Raw genomic sequence first — 24,469 nt, 5'->3', positions numbered from 1 at the left:
ATCACGCCGAACCCGTCAATGCGGGCCGCGCATCCCGCTCGCCCCCTGGTCCCTCGGCGAGCACCCCGAGGACGGGGGCCGAGCAAGCACCCGCTCCCAAGTCGCGTGTTTCCGGGAGTTGTGGTTTCATGGCTTGACTCCACTTCCTGGAAGAATGGTTCCCACCCGGACGCGGGATGGGGGAGCACGACGAAATTATGGTGACCGGCGACTCACAGGGTCCAGGTGATACGGGGACGGATCCCCTCATCGGGCGAACGCTCAACGGCCGCTTCAGCATCCTCGAGCCGCTGGGTGTGGGAGGCATGGGCCGGGTCTATCGCGCCAAGCAGACGCCCCTGGACCGGGTGGTGGCGCTCAAGGTGCTCAATCCCCACTTCCCCACGAGCAAGGATCCGGGCTTCCAGAAGCGCTTCCTGCGCGAGGCCTCGCTCTCCTCCAAGCTCCGCCACCCCAACACGGTGACGGTGATTGATTACGGACAGACGGACGACGGCATCTACTACATCGCCATGGAGTACATCGAGGGCCGCACCCTCGGTCAGGTCGTGGCGGAGTCGGGTCCCATCGCCTGGGCGCGCGCACTGAGCATCACCCAACAGATCTGCCGTTCACTGCGCGAGGCGCACAACCAGGGCATCGTCCACCGCGACCTGAAGCCCGCCAACATCATGCTGCTCAACGAGGCCGACCAGGACCTCGTCAAGGTGTTGGACTTCGGACTGGTGAAGTCCATCGCCGTCACGGAGAACGCGCCCAACCCGGAGATCACCCAGAGCGGCACCTTCCTGGGCTCCCCGGCGTACATGGCGCCCGAGCAGGCGCGCAACGAAGCCGACGTGCGCAGCGACGTGTATTCGCTCGGCGTGGTGCTCTACCAGATGCTGGTGGGCCGGCCGCCGTTCGTCTCCAAGGATCACATCGAGCTCATCTTCGCCCACCACAAGGAGCTGCCCCCCGCGTTCAGCTCCGTGCGGCCGGACATCTCCGTGCCCATGGGCATCGAGGCGGTGGTGCGCCGCTGCATGGAGAAGGATCCGGCGCGCCGCTACCAGACGATGGACGAGCTGCTGGAGGCCCTGCGCACCGCCAGCATGGAGGCGGGCGGCCACAGCGGCATCTTCAAGCACCCGAGCGGACAGAGCACCACCGGGCCGCACAAGACGCCGCTCTTCGCGGGCATCTCCGGGGACAGCCACTCGAGCGGAGACACGCTCGCGGTGGACATCAGCGTGGAAGTGCCGCCCGACATCCAGAAGGCGCGCCGGCGCACGCTGCTCATCGGAGGGCTCGTGGGCGGAGGCATCGCGGTGCTCCTGACGGGAGGGCTGCTGTTGTCCTCGAGCCTCTTCAAGGAGGCACCGGCGCCCCGGAGCGAGCCGGCGGTCGCCGCGGCGCCCCAGGCCACCCCCGCCGCCGAGCCCGCGGCGGATGCGGTGGTGCGCTTCCGGCTGATGAGCCAGCCCACGGGAGCACACGTCTTCTACAAGGGAGAGGAGCGCGGCACGACGCCGCTGCTGCTGGAGATTCCCAAGGACAAGGGCCAGGACACCTTCACCGCCGAGTTCACCTTCACGCTGGACGGCTACCACCCGGAGACGGTCATCACCGGCGGCTCGGGCGAGGTGGTGTTCTCCCAGAAGATGCAGCGGGTGCGCACGGCAACCAGCCGGGGAAGTTCGTCCAACCGGGTGGAGCGGGCCATGGGCTCGAGCGGCGCCTCGTCGACGGCGGCCGTGGGCTCGATGTCCGCGCCGGTGCTGCTGGAGGCCGAGCCGCCCCCGCCCTCGGACACCAAGAGCACGCCGGCGGTGGCCGTGCCCGTGGTGGCGATGGCCCCGGCGGTGGACACGCGCAAGGCCGATGGTCCCGTGCCCTACCAGGAGGGCATGCCCCGTCCGGTGGAGATCCAGGGCAAGGAGATCGTGTTCTCGCGCGAGGCGCGCGCGGCGCGCGTGTCGGGCGTGATGATCGTCAAGTGCGTCATCACGCTCAAGGGCAGCGTGGAGAACTGCCGCGTCATCAAGGGCCTGCCGCACATGAACGAGGCGGTGGTGCAATCGCTGCAGGCGCGCCTCTACAAGCCCATGGTGATCGACGGCCGTCCGACGGCGGTGGACTACCCCTTCGTCATCCGGCTGGTGCCTCCCCGCGAGCGCTGAGGAAGGCACGTCGGCGCGCCGGGGCCGTGGGACCGCGGCTGGGACTCACGAGCCGTGCGTGCGCCCGCGCCGTCGGCGGAGTCCCCACGCGCCGAGCAGCGCCGCCGCGGGCAGCAGGGCGCCGGGCGCCGCCGCGCACCCGGACCACGGGACGTGGGACACCGCCTGGAAGCGGCGACCGAGTTCCGGGCTCTCGCCGCACTGGGTGGGCGGGAGTCCCCGGGGGTAGGCGTCGCAGAAACCCGCGATGCTGCCCACGTCGATGATGCGCTTGTGCGTCTCTCCCGGGGACGCGGAGGGCTCCATGGTGGAATCCGGCTGTTCGGGGACGTGGTCCAGCCCGACGACGTGGCCAAGTTCGTGGGTCACCGTGTTCTGCACGTCGGCGGAGACACACCCGGAGGTCTGGACGTCATCACAGGGCGGCGAGTCCACGGTGGTGAAGAGGAACCCCCTGCCCGCCGGGGCCGCGTTGAGCTCGATGTCCGCGTCGAAGATCTTGCCGGTGCTCAAGCCATAGGTGGTGGTGGTCAGCCCGAGGATTCCCGGGCCGTGCGCCCAGCAGGAGTAGACGTTGCCGCAGGTCTTCGCCGTGATGCAGGGGTCGCCCGGAGGGACGACGTCGTTGCAGTCCTGCTCGCGGAAGAGGATGACGTTCTCGTTCTCTTCGGAGTTCTCGTTGTAGCCCACGGTGGGGTGCTCGATGTCGGGCCCCCGGCGGAAGGTGTAGTCGCTGCAGGTGGCGGACACCGCGCGCCAGGACTCCACCGCGGCCTCGATGGCCGCGAACTCGGAGTTCCCTGGGGTGCGGGTGCTGCCCGCCGCGTCCAGGCGGTAGACGAACTCGCGCCCGGGCCAGAAGACACAGAAGGGCCGGCCCTTGGCCAGGGTGCGGTGGTACACCTGCGCCCCAGCGCGAGGCGCGGCGAGGCAGAGCGCCGCGGACACCATCACCACGAGCGGGCGCGTCATGAGCGCACTCCCCGGCGCCGCCACCCGAGCCAGCCCAGGGCCGCCAGCGCGGAGAGCCACGACGCGCCGCCCGTGGTGGAACACCCCGCGGCCTGTCTGCCCAGGGAGAAGGCGGTGTCACCCGGGGACGACGCGTTGAGCGTGGGCGTGAGGCAACTCTGACTGGCGAGCCCCTTGGGATAGGTGCGGCACACGAAGTCGCGCGAGCCCTCATCGATGATGCGCTTGGTGATCTCCCCCGAGGGCGCCTGGGGGTACATGACGGAGGTGCTCAACCAGGTGTGATCCAGGCCGATGAGGTGGCCGAGCTCGTGGGTCATGGTGTTCTGCACGTCGGTGGCCACGCAGTTGGGCGTCTTGCTGGAGATGGGCTGGGCGCAGGGCGGACTGGACACGGTGGTGAAGACGAAGCCACTCGCGTTCAACTGGACGTCCGAGTCGTAGATGATGCCGGAGCGCTGGTCATACGTGGTGAGCGTGAGGGCGATGGTGCGATCATCGCTGTCCCAGCAGTCGTAGACGTTGCCGCACGTCTCCTCGGCCCAGCACTTGTCCGTGGAGGGTGCCACCTCCCGGCAGCGCCGCGAGCGGAAGAGGATGAGGTTGTGGTTCTCCGCCTTCTGCACGTACCCCACCCGGCGCTCGTCGAGCAGCGGCCCCTCGGAGAAGCTCAGGTTGCCGCAGTCCTCGAAGATGCGCTGCCAGCTCTGGAAGGAGGCGCGGATGGCCGCGAACTCGTGCTGCTTCTGCTCGTCCCCGCTCTCCGGGTTGCCCACGCTGCTCAGGTTCCAGGTGAGGGTGGGCGTCGTCCAGAAGAGGCACTGGGTGCTCGAGTCGTCCTTGTCCACATGGCTGCGCACATAGGGGCTGCTCTGCGCCACGGCGAGGGAGAGGAGCAGGGCGGTGGTGACCGTCATGGCCGCTTCTCCTGCGAGCGCATCGGGGCCGGCTGCTGGAGCGCCGCGCGGATGGCGGCCTTGAGGTCCGAGAGCGGCAGGGACGGGCGTGAGGAGGTGACGGTCTGGTGCGTCCTGGCGTCCAGCAGGAGCGCCTCCCCGGTGGACTCCGGCACCGCCATGGCGCGCGTCTCGCCCTCGGTGCGCAGGACCTTGTACTTGCCCTGCGCCATGCCCGAGACATGGAAGGCGGGTCCGCGGCGCTCGAGGAACACCACCACCTCCTCGTTCGGAGCGAAGGAGGCCAGGCCGCTCACCTTCTGACCGATATCTCCCACTTCCCCCCCGCGCTGGGTGACGAGCACCGTGCCGCTCGCCTGCCCCTTGAGGGACTCGGTCACCTGGATCTCCACGTCCGTGACGATGAGGCGGTGATCGCCGCTCCACCGGCTCTCCATGCGGCGCACCGTGCCGTGGACGATGACATCGGCCGAGTGGGACAGCTCGGGCAGGTCCATCTTGAGCAGGGTGGTGGCGCTCGCGGGCACACAGAGCAGGACAGCGGTGGCAAGCAGGACGCGGAATGCGCTGGAACGGGTCATGAATGGTCCTCGATGCCCGCCAGTTTAATGCATGGAGGGTGCTCACGGGACCTGGAAGCGGCCCCTTCGTTGACCACACGAGACCGCTCCTGCTATCCGCCCCCTCCGACTATGGCCTCCGCACCTCGCGTCCGATTCGCTCCGTCCCCCACCGGCTACCTGCACATCGGGGGCGCCCGTACCGCCCTGTTCAACTACCTCTACGCGAAGCGCCACGGTGGCGTGTTCATCCTGCGCATCGAGGACACCGACCAGGAGCGCTCCACCCCCGAGTCCGTCAAGGCCATCCTCGACGGCCTCACCTGGCTGGGCATCGACTGGGACGAGGGCCCCGGCAAGGAGGGTCCCGCGGCCCCCTACTTCCAGACCCAGCGGCTGGACCTGTACAAGCAGTACGCGGATCAGCTCCTCGCCGAGGGCAAGGCGTACCGCTGCTACTGCACCCGCGAGGAGATCGAGGCGCGCCGCTCCGCCGTCGAGAAGGCCACGGGCAAGCCGGGCACCTACAAGTACGAGGGCACCTGCCGCGAGCGCAAGGACGTGCCCGAGGGCCGCTCCGCCGTCATCCGCTTCAAGATGCCGTCGCAGGAGGGCGAGGTGACGTTCCATGACAAGGCGCTCGGGCCCATCACCAAGGCGTACTCGGACCTGGATGACTGGGTGATGCTGCGCGCCGACGGCATCCCGCTCTACAACTACGGCTGCGTCATCGACGACCACACCATGGACATCACCCTGGTGGGACGCGGGCAGGAGCACGTCAACTCCACCTTCCCGCAGCTCATGCTCTACCAGGCGCTCGGCTGGAAGCCGCCCGAGTTCGCCCACTTCCCCCTCATCCTCGGGCCGGACCGCGAGAAGCTGTCCAAGCGCAAGCACCCCGAGGCGGACGTGATGCTGCACAAGCGCAACGGCATCCTGCCCGAGGCGCTGCTCAACTTCGTCGTGCGCCTGGGCTGGAGCCACGGCAACGACGAGGTCATCTCGCGCGAGCAGATGGTCGAGTGGTTCGACTTCGACCACGTGGGCACCACGTCCGGGGTGTGGAACCCGGAGAAGCTCTTGTGGCTCAACCAGCAGTGGCTCAAGCTGCTCGCCCCCGCGGTGGTGGCCTCGACGCTCGCGGACTTCCTGGTGGCCAAGGGGGTGCAGATCAAGGCGGGCGACCCCCGGCTGGAGCGCGTGGTGATGGCCTTCCGCGAGCGCGCCAAGACGCAGCAGGAGATGGCCGACATGGCGCTCAAGTACTTCCAGCACGGCGTGACGCTGGAGGAGAAGGCCGCGGCCAAGCACCTCACCGCCGAGTCCAAGCCCCTGCTCGCCCAGGTGCGCGAGCAGGCCGCCACGCTCTCCCCGTGGAGCGCCGCCGCTCTGGACGACGTGGTGAAGAAGGTGAGCGAGCAGGCCGCGGTGGGCATGGGCAAGGTCGCCCAGCCGGTGCGCGTGGCCGTGACGGGCGGCACCGTGAGCCCGGGCATCGGCGAGACGCTCGAGCTCCTGGGGCGCGAGGAGTCCCTGTTCCGCCTGGACGCGGCGCTCGCCCGCATCGGCTAGGAGGCCCGGGACGCCCGGGGGCCCAGGTTGGAGTGGACACCTCCGCGCCAGGGCCCTATTGTTCTGCGCCGATGACACGAGTGCTTGACAGCCGGAAGGGCCTTTTCTATAAGGCGCGCCCGCTCGGGGCGGTGGTGGTGGCGCTCTGGGCGGCGGTGGCGGTGGCGGAGGTGGTGAGCGGGGCCCAGTTGCCTGACGGCGCCCAGAAGGTGGGCGAGAACAGGTACCGGGCGCCGGGGGACTACGAGAAGACGCTCGAGTACTACAAGATCGTCTACCCCTCGAGTGCCTATCCCCGGCGGGTCATCGTCAACCAGCCGGGCGTCAAGGCTGTCCACATCACCAATCCCTCGGGGAAGAACTTCGAGGGATTGAACATCTACGAAGCGAATGACGAAGTTCGGGTGTATGTGGTACCTCTGAAGTCGACTCCGGCAAGCAGCAAGCCGCCGGCGAAGAAGGCAGAGCCGAAGTCGGGGAAGAAGTCGCGGTAGCCCGGTGGTTCGAAAAAGCAGTTGAATCAGCGGGGTGGTTGCGGTACGGAGTGGGCAGTTCAGCGGTTCTTGGGGAATCGTCTAACGGCAGGACAGCAGACTCTGACTCTGCTTATCTAGGTTCGAATCCTAGTTCCCCAGCTCGTAGTACCCGGTTGTCTACCGGCCCTGTCGTCTAGTGGTTAGGACGGAGCCCTCTCACGGCTCAAACTCGGGTTCGAATCCCGGCAGGGTCACTCGTAGCAAAGGCCCCCACCTTCTTGGGAAGGTGGGGGTTCTGTTTTCCGGCCCTGTCGTCTAGTGGTTAGGACGGAGCCCTCTCACGGCTCAAACTCGGGTTCGAATCCCGGCAGGGTCACTGAAGCGCCCGCTTCTCTCCTCGGAGAAGCGGGCGCTTCGCTTTTGCGGGCCCGCCCTCCCCTCTCCGCCTAGGTACCGCCCCGCGCGAGGCTCTCCCGGAAGGCCATCAGGGCCGAGGCCAGGTTCGTCTGGGCGCGCTGCAGGTTGCGGCGCATGAGCAACATGCGCACCCGCTCCGGCAGCGCCCGCGGCGACGAGGAGCCGAAGCCCACCAGCTCCAGGCGCAAGGTGATGGCGTCCAGGAGATCCGCCAGGTCCGCATGGGGGCCGGCGAGCAACACCACGTCCGGTGAGGCCGTCTGGAGGCGCTCGGCGATGTCCCACCAGTCCGGCGCGCCCGTCTCCAGCACCACCACGGCGGCACCCAGGAGCGCGGGGGAGTCCGGCGGCAAGGCCACCGCCTCCAGGCCTTCCTCCAACAGGGTCCGCAGGGCCTCGGGGCTGCCCACCACCGCCACCTGGCCTCCCGGCGACATCCGGCTGGCGAGCTCGTACGCGCGCAGCTGGCTCTCCATCTGCTGGCGCGCCTCGGGGGACGCCTGCCCACCCGCCTGCAACAGCTCGGCGGCCTCCCGGGCCACCCGCCGCGCCTGCTCCCGTCCCTTCACCCGTCCGGCCCGACGCTCCAGCGCGGCGCGCACCTTGGCGCGCACCAGACGCAGATCCTCGAAGGGCTTGAGGATGTAGTCACTGGCGCCCGCGGCGAAGGCGGCGATCACCGACTCGGAGCTGGAGTAGCCGGTGATCATCACCGCCTCCAGCGAGGGCTGGCGCGCGCGCGCCTCGGCGATGAGCTCCACGCCGCCCATGCCCGGCAGGTTCTTGTCGGTGATGAGCACGTCGAAGCGCTGGGAGTCGAGCAGGAGCAGCGCCTGCTCCGCGTCCTCGGCCAGGGTCACCACCAGGTCCGGCTCTCGGGCCAGCAGACGCGCGCACACATCCCGCACCACGGGCTCGTCGTCCACCACCAGCACGGTCGAGGCGAGGGTGCCCCCGCCCCCCTCACCTCCACTGCGCTCATCCGTCTCGAAGGGGAGGTCCATGCTCTCGAGAATCGCACAGCTCGCGACGGACTTCGAGCGTGGCCACCAGGGGGTTATGTTGCAACGGTGGCGAGCTTCTCGGATGCCTTGGAGGACAACCCCGCTCCGCGTCAACTGGGCGACGTCCGGCTGCGCTACGAGCCCGGCCGTCTGCTCGGAGAATCCCGCGCCCCTTCGTACTGGAAGCGCCTGCTGCCCACCGTCTGTCTGGGGATGGCCGTGCCCCTGACGCTGCTCGCGCTGGTGGGCGCGTGGGCGGAGGGGGCCCACCAGGGCCTGGGCCTGTTCTGGGCGCCGGGCCTCCTGGCGGCCGCCCTGGTGGGGCTCGCGCTCTGGCTGGAGGGACAGCTCGGCCGACGCCGCTTCGTGCTGCACTTCCGCTCCGAGCGGCTGCGGCTGGAACGGCTGCGGTGGACACCGGGGGCCACGCGCGCCGAGTGGGTGCCGTTCGACGAGGTGACGGCGGTGGAGGTGGTGGAGCGCCCGGACGGACGCTACACGCTGGTGGTGGTGTGGCGCGCCGGGGACGAAGAGAAGACGCCGCCGCGGCGCGAGGTGCTGGTGGAGCACATCCCCAAGAGCGAGCAGGAGGCGCTCCTGCGCGTCTGGCGGATGCTGCACAACGCCTTCGGGCTCAGGGGAGCGGGCCTCGCCGGAGGGTGAGCTCGACTTCCGTGCCCGTCCCCTGCTTCGAGGACAGCCGCACCGTGCCCCCGAACTGCGCCACCAGCTCCTTGCAGATGGACAGGCCGAGCCCCGTGCCGATGCCCACCGGCTTGGTGGTGAACAGGGGCTGGAAGACCTTCTCCTGAAGCTCCTGGGGAATGCCGCACCCGTTGTCCGCCACGGTGAGCAGCACGTCCTGCTCGCGCGACGACCAGCGCACCTCGATGCGGCCCGGCCGGCCCGTGCCCTCCATGGCCTGCGCGGCGTTGACGATGAGGTTGAGCAGCACCTGGCACAGCTTCACCGGCCCGAACGTCACCTTCACCGGCTCGCCCATGGTGGTGATGCGGGCGCGGTCGCGCACCTCGGCGCGCGCCAGCTTCACCGCGAAGGACACCACCTCGGCCACATCCGCCGAGGCCTCCATGTCATCGCCGCGCGCCTGCGCCCTCAAGCCCAGCGCCACCCCGCGCAGGTGATCCGCGCCCGAGGCCAGGTCCTGCAACAGCGAGGGCAGATCCTCGAGCACGCTGGCCACCTCGGGCGCGGGATCCGCCGCCAGATGCTTGGAGGCGTACTGCACCACGCACTCCAGATCCCTCCGCAGCGACGCCACGTTCTGCGACAGGTAGCCCACCGGGCCCATCAGCTCGTGCGCGATGCCCGCCGTCACCTGGCCCAGCGTGGCCAGACGCTCGGCCTTCATCATGCGCCCTTCCACCTCGCGCACGCGCAGCTCCAGCCGGGCGATCTTCAACCCGTCCTCGAGCGCGGCCAGCACCTCGGCGCGATCCCACGGCTTGACGAAGTAGCGGCTCACCTGGCCGCGGTTCACCGCGTCGATCACCGCCTGCATGTCCGAGTAGGCCGTGACGAGCATGCGCTTGGCGTCAGGAGCCAGCGAGCGCGCGCGCTCGAGCAGTTCCACGCCCGTCATCCCCGGCATGCGTTGATCCGACAGGATGACGCCAATCTCGTTGCGCTTCTGCTCCAACAACGTCAGCGCCTCGGCGGGAGTCGAGCAGCGGAAGATGCGGAACTTCTGGCCGAAGTTCGCCTCGAACACCCGCAGGTTGAGCGCGTCGTCGTCGACATAGAGGACGGCGGGGAGGTCAGACGGATTCATGGAGTTCCTCTCCGGGCCAGGTCGACCAGCACACTCCCACCCATCCCACCACTGCGCCCACCCCCAAGAGATACCACGTCACGCACAAAACCCGATGGGCCGTGTTTGACGCTCCCTCGGCCTCACGCTCCGGCAAGTCCGTTCGACAACCGTTGGAGACCGGGCACCGTGAAATGGTTCAGCGCGGGTTCGGACTGGGGGGCGGGGGCACGGTGGCGGGCGTGCCTTCACCCGCCTGGACCCCCAGGGCGCGCTCCACCTCCGCCAGGGACGCGAACACTCCCTCGGGCAAGCCGCTCAAACGCGTCAGCAGGGACGCCGCGGCATCGTTCTCCCGGGCCAGCCACACCAGCTGCGACCGGGAGAGAGGGAAGACGGCGCCCCGCAGGGCCTGGGTAAGGGCCAGCACCAGCCCGGCCGGATCATCCATCCCAGGCCCTCCATGGATTTGTTTCATTTTCATCCATCCTGTGAGCCGCCCCAGCAGCCAGGGGAGCGGCGGTCGGGCATCCACCTGCCCATTGGCCCTCTCGGCACCCATCCCCACCGTATGAGGGCACTCCGACCACATAACAGGAGGACGAGATGACGAAGAAGAAGAGCACAGGGTACACGGAGAACATCAAGCACGTGCAGGCCACGCGCCCCGAGCCCTGGCCCGGCATCCAGGGTCGCTCCAAGGAGCGGGAAGAGGAGTTGCCCACGGGGACCAGGCGGGCGGAGCAGGCCGACGTCACTGACGCCCAGCGTCAACTCGAGCAGGAAATGGACGAGTCGGTCGCCTCCACCCGGGAGTAGCGGCCCCCGTGCCGAGCGCTCCGGGCGGGCCGCCCTCGTGGGCGGCCCGCCAGGACGACGCGGACTAGAACAGCAGCCGCATCGGGTGCTCGAGCAGCGCCTTGAGTTCCCGCAGGTACTCGGCGCCGATGGCCCCGTCGATGACGCGGTGGTCGCCCGAGAGCGTCACCGTCATCACCTTGCGGATCACCATCTGCCCCTCGCGCACGACGACCTTGTCCGACACGGAGCCCACCGCGAGGATGGCCGCCTGGGGCGGGTTGATGACGGCGATGAACGAGTCGATGCCGTACATGCCCAGGTTGCTCACCGTGAGCGAGCCGCCCGTGTACTCCGCCGGCTTGAGGGCGCGCTTACGGGCGCGCTCGGCCAGGTCACGCGCCTCGGCGGAGATGGCGCTCAGCCCCTTCTTGTCCGCGTCGCGGATGATCGGGGTGATGAGGCCCTCCTCGATGGCCACCGCGATGCCGACATCCACCGACTCGAAGTGCAGGATCGCGTCGCCCTGCAGCGACACGTTCATCTTCGGGTAGCGGCGCAGCGCCATGGCCGACGCCTTCACGATGATGTCGTTGACCGAGACCTTGGACTCCAGGGCCTTGGCCTCCTCGCGGATCTTCAGCGCGGCGTCCATCTCCACGTCCACCGACAGGTAGAAGTGGGGCACCCCGGGCTTCACCTCGGCCATGCGCTGGCTGATGACCTTGCGCATGGTGGAGACGGGCACCGACTTCGGCTCGGGACGGGGTCCCGTGGCCTGGGCCGCGGCGGCGGCGGGAGCCTTGCGCGCGGCGGGAGCGGCGGCCTGGGTGGACGCCGCCTCGATGTCCCGCTTCACGATGCGGCCCGCGGGACCCGAGCCCTGGATCTGCGACAGATCCAGGCCCTTCTCCTGAGCCATCTTCTTCGCCAGCGGGCTGGCGCGCAGCCGGCCCCCGGAAGCGGCGGCGGGAGCGCTCGGCTTGGGCGCCGGAGCCGCCGCGGGGGGCGTGGCGGCGGGAGCCTTGGCGGAAGGAGCCGCCGGCGTCGCGGCCGGAGCGGGCTTCGCCCCACCCTTGCCCGCCAGGTACGCGATGGGCGCACCCACCTTGGCCACCTCGCCCTCGCGCACCACGATGCGCGCGAGCACGCCGTCGTCGTACGCCTCGACCTCGAGGTTGGACTTGTCCGTCTCCACCTCGGCGATCGCCTGGCCGGAGGAGATCTTGTCCCCCTCCTTCTTGAGCCACTTGACGATCTTCCCCTCGGTCATCGTCGGGGACATCGAGGGCATGGCGATGGCGATGCCGTCGCCACCGGAGGCGGCGGCCGGAGCGGCCTCGGGCTTCTTCGCCTCGGGCTGGGCGGCGGGCTTGGGAGCCTCCGCCTTGGGCGCGGCGGCGGGAGCGGCGGGCTTGGCGCCCCCACCCGCGTCGGCCTTCTCCCCCTTGGCGCCGAGCATGGCGATGGGCGCACCCACGGTGGCCATCTCCCCCTCGGGCACGAGGATCTTCAACAGGTAACCATCGTCGTAGGCCTCAATCTCGAGGTTCGACTTGTCGGTCTCGCACTCGGCGATCGCTTCGCCAGAGGAGACCTTGTCGCCCTCCTTCTTGAGCCACTTGACGATCTTTCCCTCCTTCATCGTCGGAGAGAGGGAAGGCATCTGGATGGGCGTGGCCATACGTCTCAGGCTCCCTCTCGGTAGAGGACCTTCTTCACGGCGGCGATGATCTTCGGCGCGTCCGGCTGGATCGCGTTCTCGAGGTTCGCCGCATAGGACATGTTCACATCGAGGCCGGTCACGCGCACCACGGGCGCATCCAGCTCGTCGAACGCCTTGGACTGGATGATGTCCACCACCTGCGCGCCCACGCCGGCCAGCGGCCAGCCCTCTTCCACGATGACGGCGCGGTTCGTCTTGCGCACGGAGGCGAGGATGGCCTCCTCGTCCAGGGGGCGCAGCGTGCGCAGGTCGAGGATCTCCGCGGAGATGCCCTCGGCCTCGAGCTGCTTCGCGGCCTCCTCGCAGAAGTAGTACATGCGCGACCAGGTGATGATGGTGACGTCCTTGCCCTCGCGCTTCACATCCGCCTTGCCCAGCGGGACGATGTGCTCGCCCTCGGGCACCTCGCCCTTGAGCGCGTAGAGGCGCTCGCCCTCGAACATGACCACGGGGTTGTCATCCCGGATGGCCGCCTTGAGCATGCCCTTGGCGTCCGCCGGGGTGGCGGGGGCAATCACCTTGAGGCCCGGGAAGTGGGCGTAGGTGGACTCGAGCGCCTGGCTGTGCTGGCTGGACAGACGGCCACCCGCGCCGCCGGGGCCGCGGAACACAATGGGGCAGCGCAGCTGGCCGCCCGACATGTGGCGCAGCTTGGCGGCGTTGTTGACGATCTGGTCCATCGCCAGGATGGCGAAGTTCCACGTCATCATCTCCACCACCGGACGCAGGCCCACCATGGCCGCGCCGACTCCCAGGCCCGTGAAGCCCAGCTCGGAGATGGGCGCGTCGATGATGCGCGCGCTCCCGAACTTGTCCAACAGACCCTGCGACACCTTGAAGGCGCCCTGATAGCGGCCCACTTCCTCGCCAATCAGGAAGACCTGGGCGTCGCGCTCCATCTCCTCGGCGAGGGCCTGGTTCAGCGCCTCGCGATACATCAACTCGGCCATCTTTGGCTCCGAATGCGAAAATCGTCAGTCAGTGGAATGGAGTACTAACCCTTCAGCCCCGCGGCCTTGTCGGCCTTCTCCGCCTGTGCCCGCGGCTCCAGGTCCCAAGTCACCTTGAGTTCCTTGCCCGAGGGATACGAGGGCCACTTGTCCACCTTCACGCCCAACACGCGCTCGCGGGGGCGCACGTCCTCCTCGCCCTCCTCCACGATGGTGTCGCGCCACAGCTCGTCCAGCGCCGGCTCGGGCGACTCGTCGGCGAACTTCACCGCCTCGTCCACCTGCGCCTTCACCTCGGCCTCGATGGCCTCGAAGTCGGACTCCTTCGCCAGCTTCTTGCCGAGGGCGTAGTGCATGAGGCGCGGGATGGGGTCGTTCTTGCGCTCCTCCTCCACCTCGTCCTTGGAGCGGTAGGTGGCGGGGTCCACCACCGAGTGGCCGCGGAAGCGGTAGGTGTTGGCCTCCATGAGCACCGGGCCGTTGCCCGCGCGGATGTAGGCGGCCGCGTCCTTCACCGCCTCGTACATCTTCAGCGCGTCCATGCCGTCCACGGCCTCGTGGCGCATGTTGTAGGCGGCGCCGCGCTTGTGGATCTCCGGCTCCGCCGACACGCGGGCAATGGCCGTGCCCATGCCGTAGCGGTTGTTCTCGCAGATGTAGAGCACGGGCAGCTTCCACTTGACCGCCATGTTGAACGTCTCGTGGAAGGCGCCCTGGTTGGCCGCGGCGTCACCGAAGTAGCACACGGTGATGCGGTCCTCGTTGCGGTAGCGGCTGGCGAAGGCCATGCCCGCGGCGAGCGGAATCTGCCCGCCCACGATGCCGTAGCCCCCGTAGAAGTGGTGCTCGATGTCGAAGACGTGCATCGAGCCGCCCTTACCCTTGCTGTAGCCACCGGTGCGGCCGAACAGCTCCGCCATGATCATTCCCGGGTGCGAGCCACGCGCCAGCGGCTGGGCGTGATCGCGGTAACCCGAGAGCATGTAGTCATCCGGACGGATCGCCTCGTTGACCCCGATCGCCACCGCTTCCTGCCCGATGTACAGGTGGCAGAAGCCGGCGATCTTCCCCAGGCCGTACTGCTGCTGGGTGCGCTCCTCGAAGCGGCGCATGAGGTACATCTTCCGGTACATCGTCAACAGCAGGTCCTTCGAGTAAGGGCTGGCCACCGCCACTCCTCCGTACAGTTGAAGACCGCCCCGACTCGGAGCGGCGAAAAACGCCAAGGCGCCTGCATAGCGCGCGGCAAGGGGACTGCGAAGGGCTTTCGTCTAGCCGCGTCGCGTCAAGACTCGTGTGAAAAGTGCGGCACGGAAACAATCTCTTCCAGGAGCGTCACGGGCCTACCGGAATGATCCGTTGCCAGGTGAATCACCTGGGCCTGGGGAAAGCGGCGCAGGTAGTCATTGGCGTGGGTGGGCTCGTTGTCGAACGCGGCGATGAGCGTGCCCCACTGCCCCAGGCGGGCATGGGCCTCGCGCTTGAAGGCGTCATCGTTGTCGCTCGCGTTCGGCTTCATCAGCAGGTGGACGCGGCCCTCGCCGGGCACGGGCAGGCCCCGCTGGCGCATGCACGCCTCGGTGCCCGCTCGCATGGCCTCGTGACGGCCCGTCACGTAGACGAGGTGCGCACCCGAGTTCGCCACGGCATGGGTGAAGGCGGCGGCGCCCTCGATGGCCTCGTCGTCCACGCAGTAGTCACTGGTGAAGAAGCGCTCCAGCCAGAAGGAGCGCACCAGGGGGTAGTGCGCCTCCACCTCCTGCTCGGACAGGCCGCAGTTGCGCATGGCGCCGCGCATGTCGAAGCCGCTGTCCCAGTGCTGGGGCTCGCACTGGCCCAGCTTCTCGTGCGATTTCGCCAGCCCGTACTCCCTCAGGATGCGCGCCTGCCGGGGCTTGTTGTCGAAGAGGGTGGAGTCCAGGTCGAAGGCCAGCACCGCCTGCGGGCCCATCGCCCGCGCCCGCTCCAGGATGCCGCGCAGGGTCTGCTGCCAGCCCTCGCGCACCCGGGTCTTGAGATCCGAAGCCATGCCCCCTTCTACAAGGCACCGGGCCCCCTGGGGGAGGGGAATTCAACCGCTCAGGCCGCCGAGCGCACCGGCTCGGGCCGGGGGGGCTGCTGCTCGGGGTACAGGCGCAACATCCGCTTGATGCCGTTGCGGTCCAGCACCAGCCGCACCAGGTGCAGCGTCACCCGCTCCTGTCCCGCCTCCTGCACGATGAAGCGGAAGGCCAGGTCCACCTGGTAGCTCTTGGCGCCGCGCACCCGCCCCACCGAGAAGTCCTCCAGGTCCACGTACTCCAGCGCGTACTCCGGCTCGTCCATGTCGCGCAGGAAGCGCCCCACGTTGATGCGGATGATGTCGGTGATGCCCTCCACCCCCCGCTCGGTGCGCGGCAGCAGATCCACGTCCAGCACCACCTGCTTCTGGTAGCGCAGCACCGTCTCGGACAACTCCCCCTGGGACGCGGTGATGAGATCATCGCGCGAGCGCAGCGCGGCCACCTCCTCCGGCACCCGCGCCGGGCGCCAGTAGTCCACCTTCTCCTGGCACGAGCCCAGGCACCGCCCCGTCACCGGCTCCACGATGCGCGCCGTGCGATCATAGAGGTGCCGCGCCGCCACCTGGCTGAAGATGCGGCGCATCCCCTCCTTGATGCGATCCTTCATCATGTAGCCCACGATCATGATGAGGAAGAAGTTGAGGCTCGCCTGCGTGTAGCGGCCCTGCGCCCAGATGGCCACCGCCGAGGCGAACGCCATGGCCACTCCCGCCGCCAGCGCGAACAGCACCTCTTCCCACCCCTGGCGCTTCTGATCCCGGCGCGCCGACAGGAAGAGGACGTTCATGCAGAACTTCTTCAAGAAGCCGAAGCGGTGCAGGTACTCCTCGTTGTCCCCCGTGGGGCTGATGACCGAGCGCAACTGGTTGTCGCGGCGGTACTTCTCCTCGCGCACCACCTCGTCCATCAGCTCCTTGCGCAGCTCGAAGGAGAAACCCGCGCGGGGCTGCTCGGCCATGTCCGCCACGGCCTTGCGCAAGAACTGCTCCACCGTGAGGCTCAGGTACTCGTCCACCAGGCGCAGCGAGGCGCGCGTCTTCTCCTTCAACCCATGCTGGTTGACCGCGCGCACCCACGTGCGAAAGCGCTCCAGGATCTGCCGCACGCTCGCGCACGTCGCCCTCGCGTCACTCTCCAGCCGCGCGCATCCCTCCTCGGCCGTCGCGCGGCCCTGACCCTCGCACAGCTCCTCCACGTCCCGCGCGAAGCGCCGCAGCGCGCCCCGGAACACACAGGACAACAGCTTCGCCTGGTAGACGAGATCCCTCTCCCCCATCAGCCCCGTGCGCAGCGCCGCCTCCAGCCTCATCAGTGGCGAGCGGCCCGAGAGCAACACATCCTCGAGGCTCATCACCGGCGTCTTGAAGCGCACGTAGTTGTGGATGTCCCCGTAGAAGCTCGCGCGCGGGTACGTCTCCGCGTCGATGTTCAGACTCGACGGAAGGAAGAGGTACGTCTCGACGACGTAGCGCGTCTCGTCATCCGCCCCGGAGGGCTGATACTCGAGCTTGAGTTCGAACTGCTTGCGGTCGTGGACATCCAACCGGTTCTGCAACAGGGGCGAGGGTGTCGGGGACACACCCTCGACTCTAAGTCACAGAACTGTCACACGACAGAGGTCCCAGGGGACAAGGTCACCCTCCACCCCCCGACGCGCGTGCCCTCACCGTTCCTAGGAGCCCCAAACTCCAGAGGCCCCGAGAGCTGTGGACCCGGCACCCACATCAACGGCCGGAGCTGGCCTGGGAGGCGTCGGTCGCGGGAGGAGGGGCCTCCGCAGCCACCGAGGACGTGCTGGCGCCGCCATGCGCCTTGGGGCGGGCATTCCAGAGGGTGAGCATGAGCAGGCCCCCCACCAGGGAGAAGCCGATCATGCTCGGGCCCCAGGCGCCCCAGCCGAAGTGATCCAACAGCGAGCCCATGCCCACGCCCACCACCGAGCCGCCCACGTACTGCATGCCGTCGAACATGCCGGCCGCGGTGGCCGCGGCCTTGCGTCCCCCGAAGTCCATGGAGGAGGTGCCCGAGAGCATGGAGTGCACGATGCTGATGGAGAAGGAGTTCACCACGAAGGCGGCGATCACCAGCTCGATGCTGGGGGCCTTCCAGATGATGGCCATGCACACCACCTGCAACGCGTAGCCGATGAAGGCCACGGGAGGCCGGCGCGCCTTGAAGAGCAGGTCGGACATGAAGCCCGCGGCGAACGCGCCCGCGATACCGGCGAGCACCACGCCCGTGGCGCCCTTCTGGAAGATGGGGCTGTTGAGCGGCAGCTTCTGCGCCTCCAGCATGTAGCGCGGAAACCACTGCTCGAAGCCGTGACGCACGAAGCCGGTGCAGAACTCGGCCGCCGCGATGGTGAGGGTGACGGGGTTGGTGAACACCACGCGCGCCACGTACTTGAAGTCCACCTGGCCGGTGTACCCGCTGGAGGCATCCGCCGTGTCCAGCGGCGGCAGCCCCGCCTCGTCCGGCGAGTCGCGCACCCACAGGAAAGTCAAGAACCCGAGCAGCGTCATCACCGCCGCGGGCACGAAGAACACGAAGGGCCAGGGCAGCGTGGCCACCAGCAGCGGACCGATGAAGTAGATGAGCGCCCGGCCGCCCTGGATCATCGAGCCGAAGATGGCGGAGAACACGCCGCGCTCGCCGATGTGGAACCAGCCCGAGTTCACCTTGATGAGCGCCAGGGCCGAGTAGGACTGGAAGTACATGTTCAGCGACCAGACCGTGGCCAGGTAGCCGAGCAGCAGCGGTCCCGTGCCGAGGAAGCCCAGGTAGGCGCCCAGGCCGAAGGCCAGGTTGAACACCGTGCCGCCCGCGGCTCCCACCAGCATGGCCTTGCGCCCGCCGATCCGGTCCGCCAGGGGGCCGTTGAAGATGGCGGAGACGCCATAGATGAAGGTGGCCGCGCTGATGATGGCGCCCACCTGCGTCTTGCTCCACCCGTACTGCCCCGACAACGTGGCGTTGGCGAAGGAGAAGTTGTAGCGGCCCATGTACATGGCCGCGTACATGGTGCCGAGGGTGAGCCAGTTCTGGGCACGGCGCAGGCGGAAGGCCCGCGAGTACTCCGGCCGGGGTGACGAGGACGAGGGGGCGGCGTCATGCATGTCGCCGGGCACCCTACCCGCCTTGGTGCCCCACCGCCAATCACGCCCCGAGTGAATCACTCCTGCTCGGCGAGCAGCCGCAGGATGCACAGCTCCGTCTTCGCGTCCGGCACCTCCCCGCTCCGGCACATCGCGAGCAGCTCGCGGATGGGCCGCCACCGCACCTCGGTGCCCTCCTCCAGGGGTGAGCCGTCCCCCTTGGGCACACCGGGCTGCCGGCCCGTCACGTCCACCGCCGCCGGAAACACCTTCTCCGACAGGATGCCCGGCGCCACGAAGAAGCCCGCCCCGAGCAGCCGCACCTCCTCCGGCCGCACGTCATAGCCCGCCTCCTCCCGCACCTCCTCGGCCGCCCGGTGCCGCAGTCCCGCCTCGCCCTTGTCCTCCAGTTCCAACAGGCCCGCGACGATCTCCTCCACCCGCAGGTAGCTGGCCGCATCCGGTACCGTCATGTCCTTGCCCCGCCGGAAGTACGCCGCCGGCCGCAGGTTCATCCGCGTGAGCACCTCCAGCCCCGACTCGCCCCGCCGGTACACCAGCACCGCCACCGCGTCCAGCCGCGGCCGGTCCACCACGTCCACCCGGTACACCTTGGACGCCGTCCCGTCCGCGCGCCGGTTCTGACACCGCAGCCTCCGCACCCGCAAGAAACCCTCGTCGCACCTCGCCGTGGCCGAGAAATCCTCGATGACCTCGATGTCCGTGACCGAGGACTGACTGCTCGAACGCATGACCGCTCCCTGAACCAAGACCGTGACGCGGGGCCGTACCGGCTCCCCCCGGAATACTGTCGTACCTCGCCCGGACCCCGGGGCGGTCGATTTCCGCATTCCCGTCCCGACGGCCTCGCGCGTCATGAAGACGACAACACGCGGGCCCCCGTGAAGCCTCGACCCGCGGCCCTGGGAATATCCCCACCCACGAGCGGTTGGGCTCGCACGCCTACCCAGCGGCGTGGGGGCCATGCTCAAGCGATTCGTGAACGTGAAGGACGAAGAGATCAGCCCGGTCCTCGTGTCCTTCTTCTATTTCTTCACGCTGATGTGCGGCTACGCCATCCTCAAGCCCCTCCGGGACGAGATGGCGACGGCCAAGGGCGTCCAGGGGGTGCCGTGGCTCTTCACGGTGACCTTCCTCGTGATGCTCGTGGCGGTGCCCGTCTTCTCCGCGCTCGTGTCGCGCTGGCCCCGGCGGCGCGTCCTGCCGCTCGTCTACCGCTTCTTCCTGCTCCACCTGCTGCTCTTCTTCGGGGTGCTGAAGCTGGGCGTGGACCGGGATGTGGTGGCGCGTGTCTTCTTCGTCTGGGTCAGCGTCTACAACCTCTTCGTCGTCTCCGTGTTCTGGACCTTCATGGCGGACCTGTTCGTGAACGAGCAGGGCCGGCGCTTGTTTGGCTTCATCGCCGCGGGGGGCACGACGGGCATGTTGGTGGGCCCCTTCCTCGTCAAGCTCCTGGCCGAGCCCGTGGGCGCCACCAACCTGATGCTCATCACCGCGGTGCTGCTGGAGGCCAGCGCCCAATGCGTGCGGCGGCTGTCCCGGCAGGAAATCCTCGCGCCCTCGCGCGCCCGCTCCACCGAGGACCCCGTGGGTGGAGGCGTCTTCGCCGGCTTGCGGCTGCTGTTCTCCTCCCCCCTGCTGCGAGGCCTGGCGCTGCAGATGCTCCTCTACGCCGCCACCTCCACCTTCCTCTACTACCAGCAGGTCCACATCGTGGACCGAGGGGCCTCCGGCGCCAACGCGCGCGCGGCCGCGTTCGCGAACATCGACTTCTGGGTGCAGGTGCTCACGCTCGTGCTGCAACTGGGCGTCACGGGCCGGCTCATCCATCGCTTCGGGCTGGGCGCGGCCCTGGCGGTGGCGCCCCTGCTCACCGCGCTCGGCTTCGCCGGACTGGCGCTGCTGCCCGGCATGGGCATGCTCATCTCGTTCAAGGCCTTGCGCAATGCCTCGCATTACGCGCTCGAGCGCCCCGGACGCGAAATCCTCTTCACCGGCGTGGACCGCGAGACGAAGTACAAGTCCAAGGGCTTCATCGACACGGTGGTGTACCGCGGCAGCGACACGGTGAGCTCCTGGCTGTACCGAGGCCTCGACGTGCTGGGGCTGGGGCCCATGGGACTCGCGCTGTCGGCGGTGCCCGTCGCGTGCCTGTGGCTCACCGTGTCCGTCTGGCTCGCCCGCTACTCGCGCAATCACCAGCCCGCGACGGAGCCCGCGTGGGGCGCGTCCACGGACGCGGCCCGCTGACCCCAGGGCGCTTCGTCCCTTTCCTTCGGATTTCCTCAAGAGGAGGTCGTTCCCATGAAGATATCTCGCAGAGGGCTGTTGAAAGGAGCCGCCGCGCTCGGCTCGCTCTGGGCCGTGGGCTGTGCCACCCCGGGCACCGTCGCCCGGACGTCCAAGGGAGGCAAGCGCATCCTCATCCTCGGAGGCACGGCCTTCCTGGGGCCCCAGCTCGTGGAGGCGGCACGCGCGCGCGGCCACACCGTCACCCTCTTCAACCGTGGCAAGACACGGCCCCATCTCTTCCCCGACGTGGAAAAGCTCCAGGGGGATCGCGACCCCACCAAGGGCGAGGGCCTGAAGGCACTCGAGGGCCGCACGTGGGATGCCGTCATCGACACCTCCGGCTACGTGCCCCGCCTGGTGCGCGCCTCGGCACAGCTCCTGGCGCCCCACGTGGGCCAGTACCTCTTCATCTCCAGCATCTCCGTCTACAAGGACCTGAGCCGGCCGGGCCTGGACGAGACCGCCCCCGTGGCCACCACGAGCGACCCCAGCAACGAGACCATCGGCGAGGAGAACTACGGCGCGCTCAAGGCGCTCTGTGAGCAGGAGGCGGAGGCGGCCTTCCCCGGACGCACCACCAACATCCGCCCGGGCCTCATCGTCGGCCCGGAGGACCCCACCCAGCGCTTCACCTACTGGCCCGAGCGCGTGGCGCGGGGCGGCGAGGTGCTCGCGCCCGGAGACGGCTCGGATCGGGTGCAGTTCATCGACGTGCGCGACCTGGCCGAGTGGACCCTGCTCGCGCTCGAGAACCGCGACTTCGGTGTCTTCAACGCCACCGGCCCCGCCCGGCCGCTCACCGTCCGGGAGATGCTGGAGGCGTGCAAGCAGGCCAGCCAGTCCGATGCCACCTTCACCTGGGCCGATGCCGCCTTCCTCGAGCAGCAGAAGGTGAGCGGCTGGAGCGACCTGCCCGTCTGGGTTCCCTCCACCGGGGACATGGGGGGCGTCGGCCAGGTCAGCACCGCCCGGGCGCAGGCGCGAGGACTGAAGTTCCGCCCCGTCGTGGACACCGCGCGCGACACCCTGGCCTGGTTCCGGGGGCTGACTCCGGAGCAGCAGGAGAAACTGCGCAAGCGCGGCGGCCTGTCTCCGGAGCGTGAGCGCGAGGTGCTCGCCGCGTGGCATCAGCGGCAGGAGCGGCCCGCCCAGGCCGGTTGAGCGAAGGCCACGGGGCCGGGGAGGAAGCTCAGCCCTGGCCCTTCGCGGCGCGCTGCTCGCGCCATTTCACCAAGAGGCGCGGCATCTCTCCCCGGACGAACTCGAAGAACTGCCGTGACTCCTCCAACCGGAGACCGGCCATGCTCTCCACGCCCACCGCGTCGATGCCCTCGCGCAAGCCCTGCTCGAAGCGCAGCAGCATCTGGTCGCGCCGGGCGAGCGCCTCGTACCAGGCGTTGGAGGAGACCCGATAGTGGTCGCTGCGTTGCCCCGGCTCGCGCTCGCGCGACACCATTCCCATCTGCACCAGGTAGCGCACGGCTCCGGAGATGGCCGCGGGACTCACCCGGAGTTGCTGGGCCAGCTCGGCCGCCGTCCTCGTCTCCTGCTCCGACACCAACAGTCCCACGAACACCCGGGCGGGCATGCGGGGAAACCCGTCGTCCGACAGCGCCAGGGCGAAGCGCTCGACGAACCGGCCCACGGCCGCCTCGTCCCGTTTCGCCCCCGCTCTCTTACCCATGGCTACATCCTCCGCCCCCGGTTCTCCAACATCGTCGAAAGCTCCACAATCCTTTTTTTCAGAAAGGACAGAAAACTCCAACCATCCCTCCCTTGAGCTGTCATTCGAAGGTCGGTGCGCGCGAAGACGCGGGCACCGAGCGCGCGCAGTCCCCAGCACGCTCCAGCGGCCACGAGGAACGCGACGGCCTCCACTCGAGGCCACCGGGTCGAACCAGACGAGGTTGGGCCCCAGGGAGGAAAGTCCTCCCACTATAAGGGCACCCCGACGTCCTGCTCTTTCCCGAGGTCCCAACACCATGCGCTCCGCCCTGCGCTCCTCCGTCGTCTGCATCCTGCTGCCAGTGCTCCCCGCCGCCGCCGCGCCGAAGGCCGCCGCGCCGAAGGCCGCTGCCGCTCCGGCGCCCGCCCCCGCTCCAGAGGCGCCCCCCGCTCCGGAGCCCACCCCCGCCCCGCTCCGGCGGCTGCTCCCGCTCCGGCGGCCGCCCCCGCGCCGAGGGCCGCCCCCACTCCGACGCCCGCCCCCGAGCAGTCGAATGCCTCGGACTCGAGCGCGGGAGACGGCACCGCCGCGGTGGCCGGCGCCAAGGGCCTGGTGCTCGGCGTCAACAGCCTGCCCACGGTGGGCGGCTTCCTCCACCTGACCCCGGCGGACTCCCTGCGCTTCAACCTGGGGCTCAACTTGGACTTCACACCGGACTTCAGTGTGGGGTTCTCCGTCGGCGCGGGCGTGCGCCACCATCTGCTCGGCGGCAACCTGCGTCCCTTCATCGAGGGCGGTCTTCAACTCAACTACTCGCAGCAGATCGGCTTCGGGCTCCACGGCGGCGTCGGCGTCGAGTATTACTTCGTCCCCCGGGTGAGCGTGGCGGGTACACTGGGCCTCTCGCTGCGATTCGACAGTGGCGGACAGACCGTCCACCTGCCCTTCGGCACCTCGGGACTGCTGTTCAACGTGTACCTCTGAGGTGATCGGATGAGCCTCTCTTCGCGCGTGACCATGGCCCCCCAGGGGCCCGAGGTGTCCCGGCTGATCCATGGCGTGTGGCGCCTGTTGCAGGATCCCCAGGGCGCCGGCGTGCAACGGGTGCTGGAGAAGATCCAGACGTGCCTGGACTGCGGCATCACCACCTTCGACCACGCCGACATCTACGGCGGCTACCAATGCGAGGAGGCGTTCGGCGCCGCGCTGCGGGCCCAGCCCGGACTGCGGCAGCGCATGGAGCTGGTGACCAAGTGCGGCATCATGCTGGTGAATCCCGCGCGGCCCGCCAACCGGCTCAAGCACTACGACTACTCCCGCCAGCACATCATCCAGTCCGTGGAGCAGTCGCTGCGCCAGCTCGCCACGGACTACCTGGACGTGCTGCTGCTGCACCGGCCCAGCCCCTTGTTGGATCCCTCGGAGGTGGCCGAGGCCCTCCAGACGCTGCGGGCCCAGGGCAAGGTGCGCCACCTGGGGGTGTCCAACTTCACGCCCGCCCAGTTCGACATGCTCTCCAGCTGGCTCCCCTTCCCGCTGGTGACCAACCAGGTGGAGCTCCACCCCCTGAGGCCCGAGCCCTTCCTGGACGGAACGCTCGATCAATGTCTGCGCCAGCGCATCAGTCCCATGGCGTGGTCTCCGCTCGCGGGAGGACGGCTGCTGACGGGCGAGGGGCCCGCGGAGACGCGAGTGCGCGAGGTGCTCGCGAGCCTGGGTCAGAAGCACGAGGCGCTCCCCGAGCAGATCCTCTACGCGTGGCTGCTGCGGCACCCCGCGCGCATACTCCCCGTGCTGGGCACCAACGACACCGGGCGCATCACCTCGGCCGTCCGCGCGCTCTCGTTGAACCTGGACACCCAGGACTGGTTCTCCGTGTGGAGCGCCGCCCAGGGCACCGAGGTGCCCTGAAACCGCGGGGAGGGTGCCTGGAAGGGTCTGGGTTGTTGCGTCATACAACCCACGACCCGCGGCACCCTCCTTCGATGGGAAATGCCGCGCTGC

Annotated in this window: 23 protein-coding genes and 3 tRNA genes; 12 read left to right on the top strand and 14 right to left on the bottom strand. The window is 69.0% G+C overall.

The features are described from left to right. Window positions 1–197: 197 nt before the first annotated feature. Window positions 198–2,162: a protein kinase domain-containing protein gene (locus CYFUS_RS15305; RefSeq protein WP_095985903.1), complete on the top strand. Its 1,965-nt coding sequence runs from the start codon at window positions 198–200 to the stop codon at window positions 2,160–2,162. Between the two features lie 45 nt (window positions 2,163–2,207). Here CYFUS_RS15305 and CYFUS_RS15300 read toward each other — a convergent pair whose 3' ends face one another. Genes CYFUS_RS15300 through CYFUS_RS15290 form a run of 3 tightly spaced genes read right to left on the bottom strand, consistent with a single transcriptional unit; the run spans window position 2,208 to window position 4,632 of the window. Beyond that, the gene (locus CYFUS_RS15300) at window positions 2,208–3,134 is read right to left on the bottom strand and encodes a myxosortase-dependent metalloprotease, MXAN_2677/MXAN_2678 family (protein WP_095985902.1); all 927 of its coding nucleotides are present in this window, start codon (window positions 3,132–3,134) and stop codon (window positions 2,208–2,210) included. Next, window positions 3,131–4,051, bottom strand: a complete 921-nt coding sequence (locus tag CYFUS_RS15295; protein ID WP_095985901.1) for a myxosortase-dependent metalloprotease, MXAN_2677/MXAN_2678 family — start codon at window positions 4,049–4,051, stop codon at window positions 3,131–3,133. The genes CYFUS_RS15300 and CYFUS_RS15295 overlap by 4 nt, the downstream gene beginning before the upstream one ends. Further along, window positions 4,048–4,632 carry a hypothetical protein gene (locus CYFUS_RS15290; protein ID WP_095985900.1) on the bottom strand — a complete coding sequence of 195 codons (585 nt, stop codon included), beginning with the start codon at window positions 4,630–4,632 and terminating at the stop codon, window positions 4,048–4,050. Before CYFUS_RS15290 ends, CYFUS_RS15295 begins: the two co-directional genes overlap by 4 nt. A gap of 111 nt (window positions 4,633–4,743) precedes the next feature. Here CYFUS_RS15290 and gltX point away from each other — a divergent pair, with 111 nt between their 5' ends. From gltX to CYFUS_RS15265, 5 genes are all read left to right on the top strand, one after another. Beyond that, entirely contained in the window at window positions 4,744–6,186 is a 1,443-nt protein-coding gene (gltX, locus tag CYFUS_RS15285; protein ID WP_095985899.1) for a glutamate--tRNA ligase, read from the top strand. A gap of 71 nt (window positions 6,187–6,257) precedes the next feature. Continuing rightward, window positions 6,258–6,680 carry a hypothetical protein gene (locus tag CYFUS_RS15280; RefSeq protein WP_095985898.1) on the top strand — a complete coding sequence of 141 codons (423 nt, stop codon included), beginning with the start codon at window positions 6,258–6,260 and terminating at the stop codon, window positions 6,678–6,680. 70 nt (window positions 6,681–6,750) lie between these two features. Next, window positions 6,751–6,821: transfer RNA gene (locus CYFUS_RS15275), tRNA-Gln, on the top strand. A gap of 23 nt (window positions 6,822–6,844) precedes the next feature. Further along, window positions 6,845–6,916 (top strand) — tRNA-Glu (locus tag CYFUS_RS15270). A gap of 50 nt (window positions 6,917–6,966) precedes the next feature. Then, a tRNA-Glu gene (locus CYFUS_RS15265) sits at window positions 6,967–7,038 on the top strand. A gap of 70 nt (window positions 7,039–7,108) precedes the next feature. Here CYFUS_RS15265 and CYFUS_RS15260 read toward each other — a convergent pair. Then, window positions 7,109–8,083 carry a response regulator gene (locus CYFUS_RS15260; RefSeq protein WP_095985897.1) on the bottom strand — a complete coding sequence of 325 codons (975 nt, stop codon included), beginning with the start codon at window positions 8,081–8,083 and terminating at the stop codon, window positions 7,109–7,111. 66 nt (window positions 8,084–8,149) lie between these two features. Here CYFUS_RS15260 and CYFUS_RS15255 point away from each other — a divergent pair, with 66 nt between their 5' ends. Next, window positions 8,150–8,746: a hypothetical protein gene (locus tag CYFUS_RS15255; RefSeq protein ID WP_095985896.1), complete on the top strand. Its 597-nt coding sequence runs from the start codon at window positions 8,150–8,152 to the stop codon at window positions 8,744–8,746. On the opposite strand, the gene CYFUS_RS15250 is transcribed toward CYFUS_RS15255, so the two are convergent. Continuing rightward, entirely contained in the window at window positions 8,718–9,875 is a 1,158-nt protein-coding gene (locus CYFUS_RS15250; RefSeq protein ID WP_095985895.1) for a sensor histidine kinase, read from the bottom strand. The genes CYFUS_RS15255 and CYFUS_RS15250 overlap by 29 nt on opposite strands. Before the next feature lie 178 nt (window positions 9,876–10,053). Continuing rightward, the gene (locus CYFUS_RS15245; protein WP_232537570.1) at window positions 10,054–10,305 is read right to left on the bottom strand and encodes a DUF2795 domain-containing protein; all 252 of its coding nucleotides are present in this window, start codon (window positions 10,303–10,305) and stop codon (window positions 10,054–10,056) included. A gap of 155 nt (window positions 10,306–10,460) precedes the next feature. On the opposite strand from CYFUS_RS15245, the gene CYFUS_RS15240 reads away from it, so the two are divergent. Then, complete coding sequence (locus CYFUS_RS15240) at window positions 10,461–10,673, top strand: hypothetical protein (protein WP_095985894.1); 213 nt, start codon at window positions 10,461–10,463, stop codon at window positions 10,671–10,673. A gap of 64 nt (window positions 10,674–10,737) precedes the next feature. Here CYFUS_RS15240 and CYFUS_RS15235 read toward each other — a convergent pair whose 3' ends face one another. The 7 genes from CYFUS_RS15235 to CYFUS_RS15205 all read right to left on the bottom strand — a co-directional run bounded on the left by CYFUS_RS15235 (window position 10,738) and on the right by CYFUS_RS15205 (window position 19,238). Then, the gene (locus CYFUS_RS15235) at window positions 10,738–12,336 is read right to left on the bottom strand and encodes a pyruvate dehydrogenase complex dihydrolipoamide acetyltransferase (RefSeq protein WP_095985893.1); all 1,599 of its coding nucleotides are present in this window, start codon (window positions 12,334–12,336) and stop codon (window positions 10,738–10,740) included. Between the two features lie 5 nt (window positions 12,337–12,341). Continuing rightward, complete coding sequence (locus CYFUS_RS15230; RefSeq protein WP_002625075.1) at window positions 12,342–13,328, bottom strand: pyruvate dehydrogenase complex E1 component subunit beta; 987 nt, start codon at window positions 13,326–13,328, stop codon at window positions 12,342–12,344. 44 nt (window positions 13,329–13,372) lie between these two features. Beyond that, window positions 13,373–14,497: a pyruvate dehydrogenase (acetyl-transferring) E1 component subunit alpha gene (gene pdhA / locus CYFUS_RS15225; RefSeq protein ID WP_095985892.1), complete on the bottom strand. Its 1,125-nt coding sequence runs from the start codon at window positions 14,495–14,497 to the stop codon at window positions 13,373–13,375. Between the two features lie 116 nt (window positions 14,498–14,613). Further along, a complete protein-coding gene (locus tag CYFUS_RS15220; protein ID WP_095985891.1) occupies window positions 14,614–15,357 on the bottom strand; it encodes a hypothetical protein in 744 nt (247 codons plus the stop codon). A 50-nt stretch (window positions 15,358–15,407) separates the two neighbouring features. Then, window positions 15,408–16,970: a hypothetical protein gene (locus tag CYFUS_RS15215; protein WP_095985890.1), complete on the bottom strand. Its 1,563-nt coding sequence runs from the start codon at window positions 16,968–16,970 to the stop codon at window positions 15,408–15,410. Between the two features lie 145 nt (window positions 16,971–17,115). Next, entirely contained in the window at window positions 17,116–18,507 is a 1,392-nt protein-coding gene (locus tag CYFUS_RS15210; protein ID WP_095985889.1) for an MFS transporter, read from the bottom strand. Window positions 18,508–18,563: 56 nt separating this feature from the next. Next, on the bottom strand, window positions 18,564–19,238 hold the full coding sequence (locus CYFUS_RS15205) for an NUDIX hydrolase (RefSeq protein ID WP_095985888.1): 675 nt from the start codon (window positions 19,236–19,238) through the stop codon (window positions 18,564–18,566). A gap of 232 nt (window positions 19,239–19,470) precedes the next feature. Between CYFUS_RS15205 and CYFUS_RS15200 the strand changes: the two genes are divergently transcribed. Further along, window positions 19,471–20,757 (top strand): NTP/NDP exchange transporter, encoded by a 1,287-nt coding sequence (locus CYFUS_RS15200; protein WP_095992013.1) that lies wholly within the window; start codon window positions 19,471–19,473, stop codon window positions 20,755–20,757. A gap of 54 nt (window positions 20,758–20,811) precedes the next feature. Next, window positions 20,812–21,960: an SDR family oxidoreductase gene (locus CYFUS_RS15195; RefSeq protein ID WP_095985887.1), complete on the top strand. Its 1,149-nt coding sequence runs from the start codon at window positions 20,812–20,814 to the stop codon at window positions 21,958–21,960. Window positions 21,961–21,988: 28 nt separating this feature from the next. Here the strand turns inward: CYFUS_RS15195 and CYFUS_RS15190 are convergent, their stop codons facing one another. Beyond that, window positions 21,989–22,483, bottom strand: a complete 495-nt coding sequence (locus CYFUS_RS15190) for a GbsR/MarR family transcriptional regulator (protein ID WP_232537569.1) — start codon at window positions 22,481–22,483, stop codon at window positions 21,989–21,991. A gap of 573 nt (window positions 22,484–23,056) precedes the next feature. Between CYFUS_RS15190 and CYFUS_RS50590 the strand changes: the two genes are divergently transcribed. Together CYFUS_RS50590 and CYFUS_RS15185 are read left to right on the top strand one after the other, a co-directional pair. Continuing rightward, window positions 23,057–23,449, top strand: coding sequence for a hypothetical protein (locus CYFUS_RS50590; RefSeq protein ID WP_157758455.1), 393 nt, complete (start codon window positions 23,057–23,059; stop codon window positions 23,447–23,449). A 9-nt stretch (window positions 23,450–23,458) separates the two neighbouring features. Next, on the top strand, window positions 23,459–24,376 hold the full coding sequence (locus tag CYFUS_RS15185; protein ID WP_095985886.1) for an aldo/keto reductase: 918 nt from the start codon (window positions 23,459–23,461) through the stop codon (window positions 24,374–24,376). Window positions 24,377–24,469 lie beyond the last annotated feature (93 nt).

The sequence above is a fragment of the Cystobacter fuscus genome, from assembly GCF_002305875.1.
In the GTDB taxonomy this organism is placed as follows: Bacteria; Myxococcota; Myxococcia; order Myxococcales; family Myxococcaceae; genus Cystobacter; species Cystobacter fuscus_A.
The sequence above is the reverse complement of the archived record's forward strand: the minus strand, read 5'-3'. Positions and strand labels throughout refer to the sequence as shown.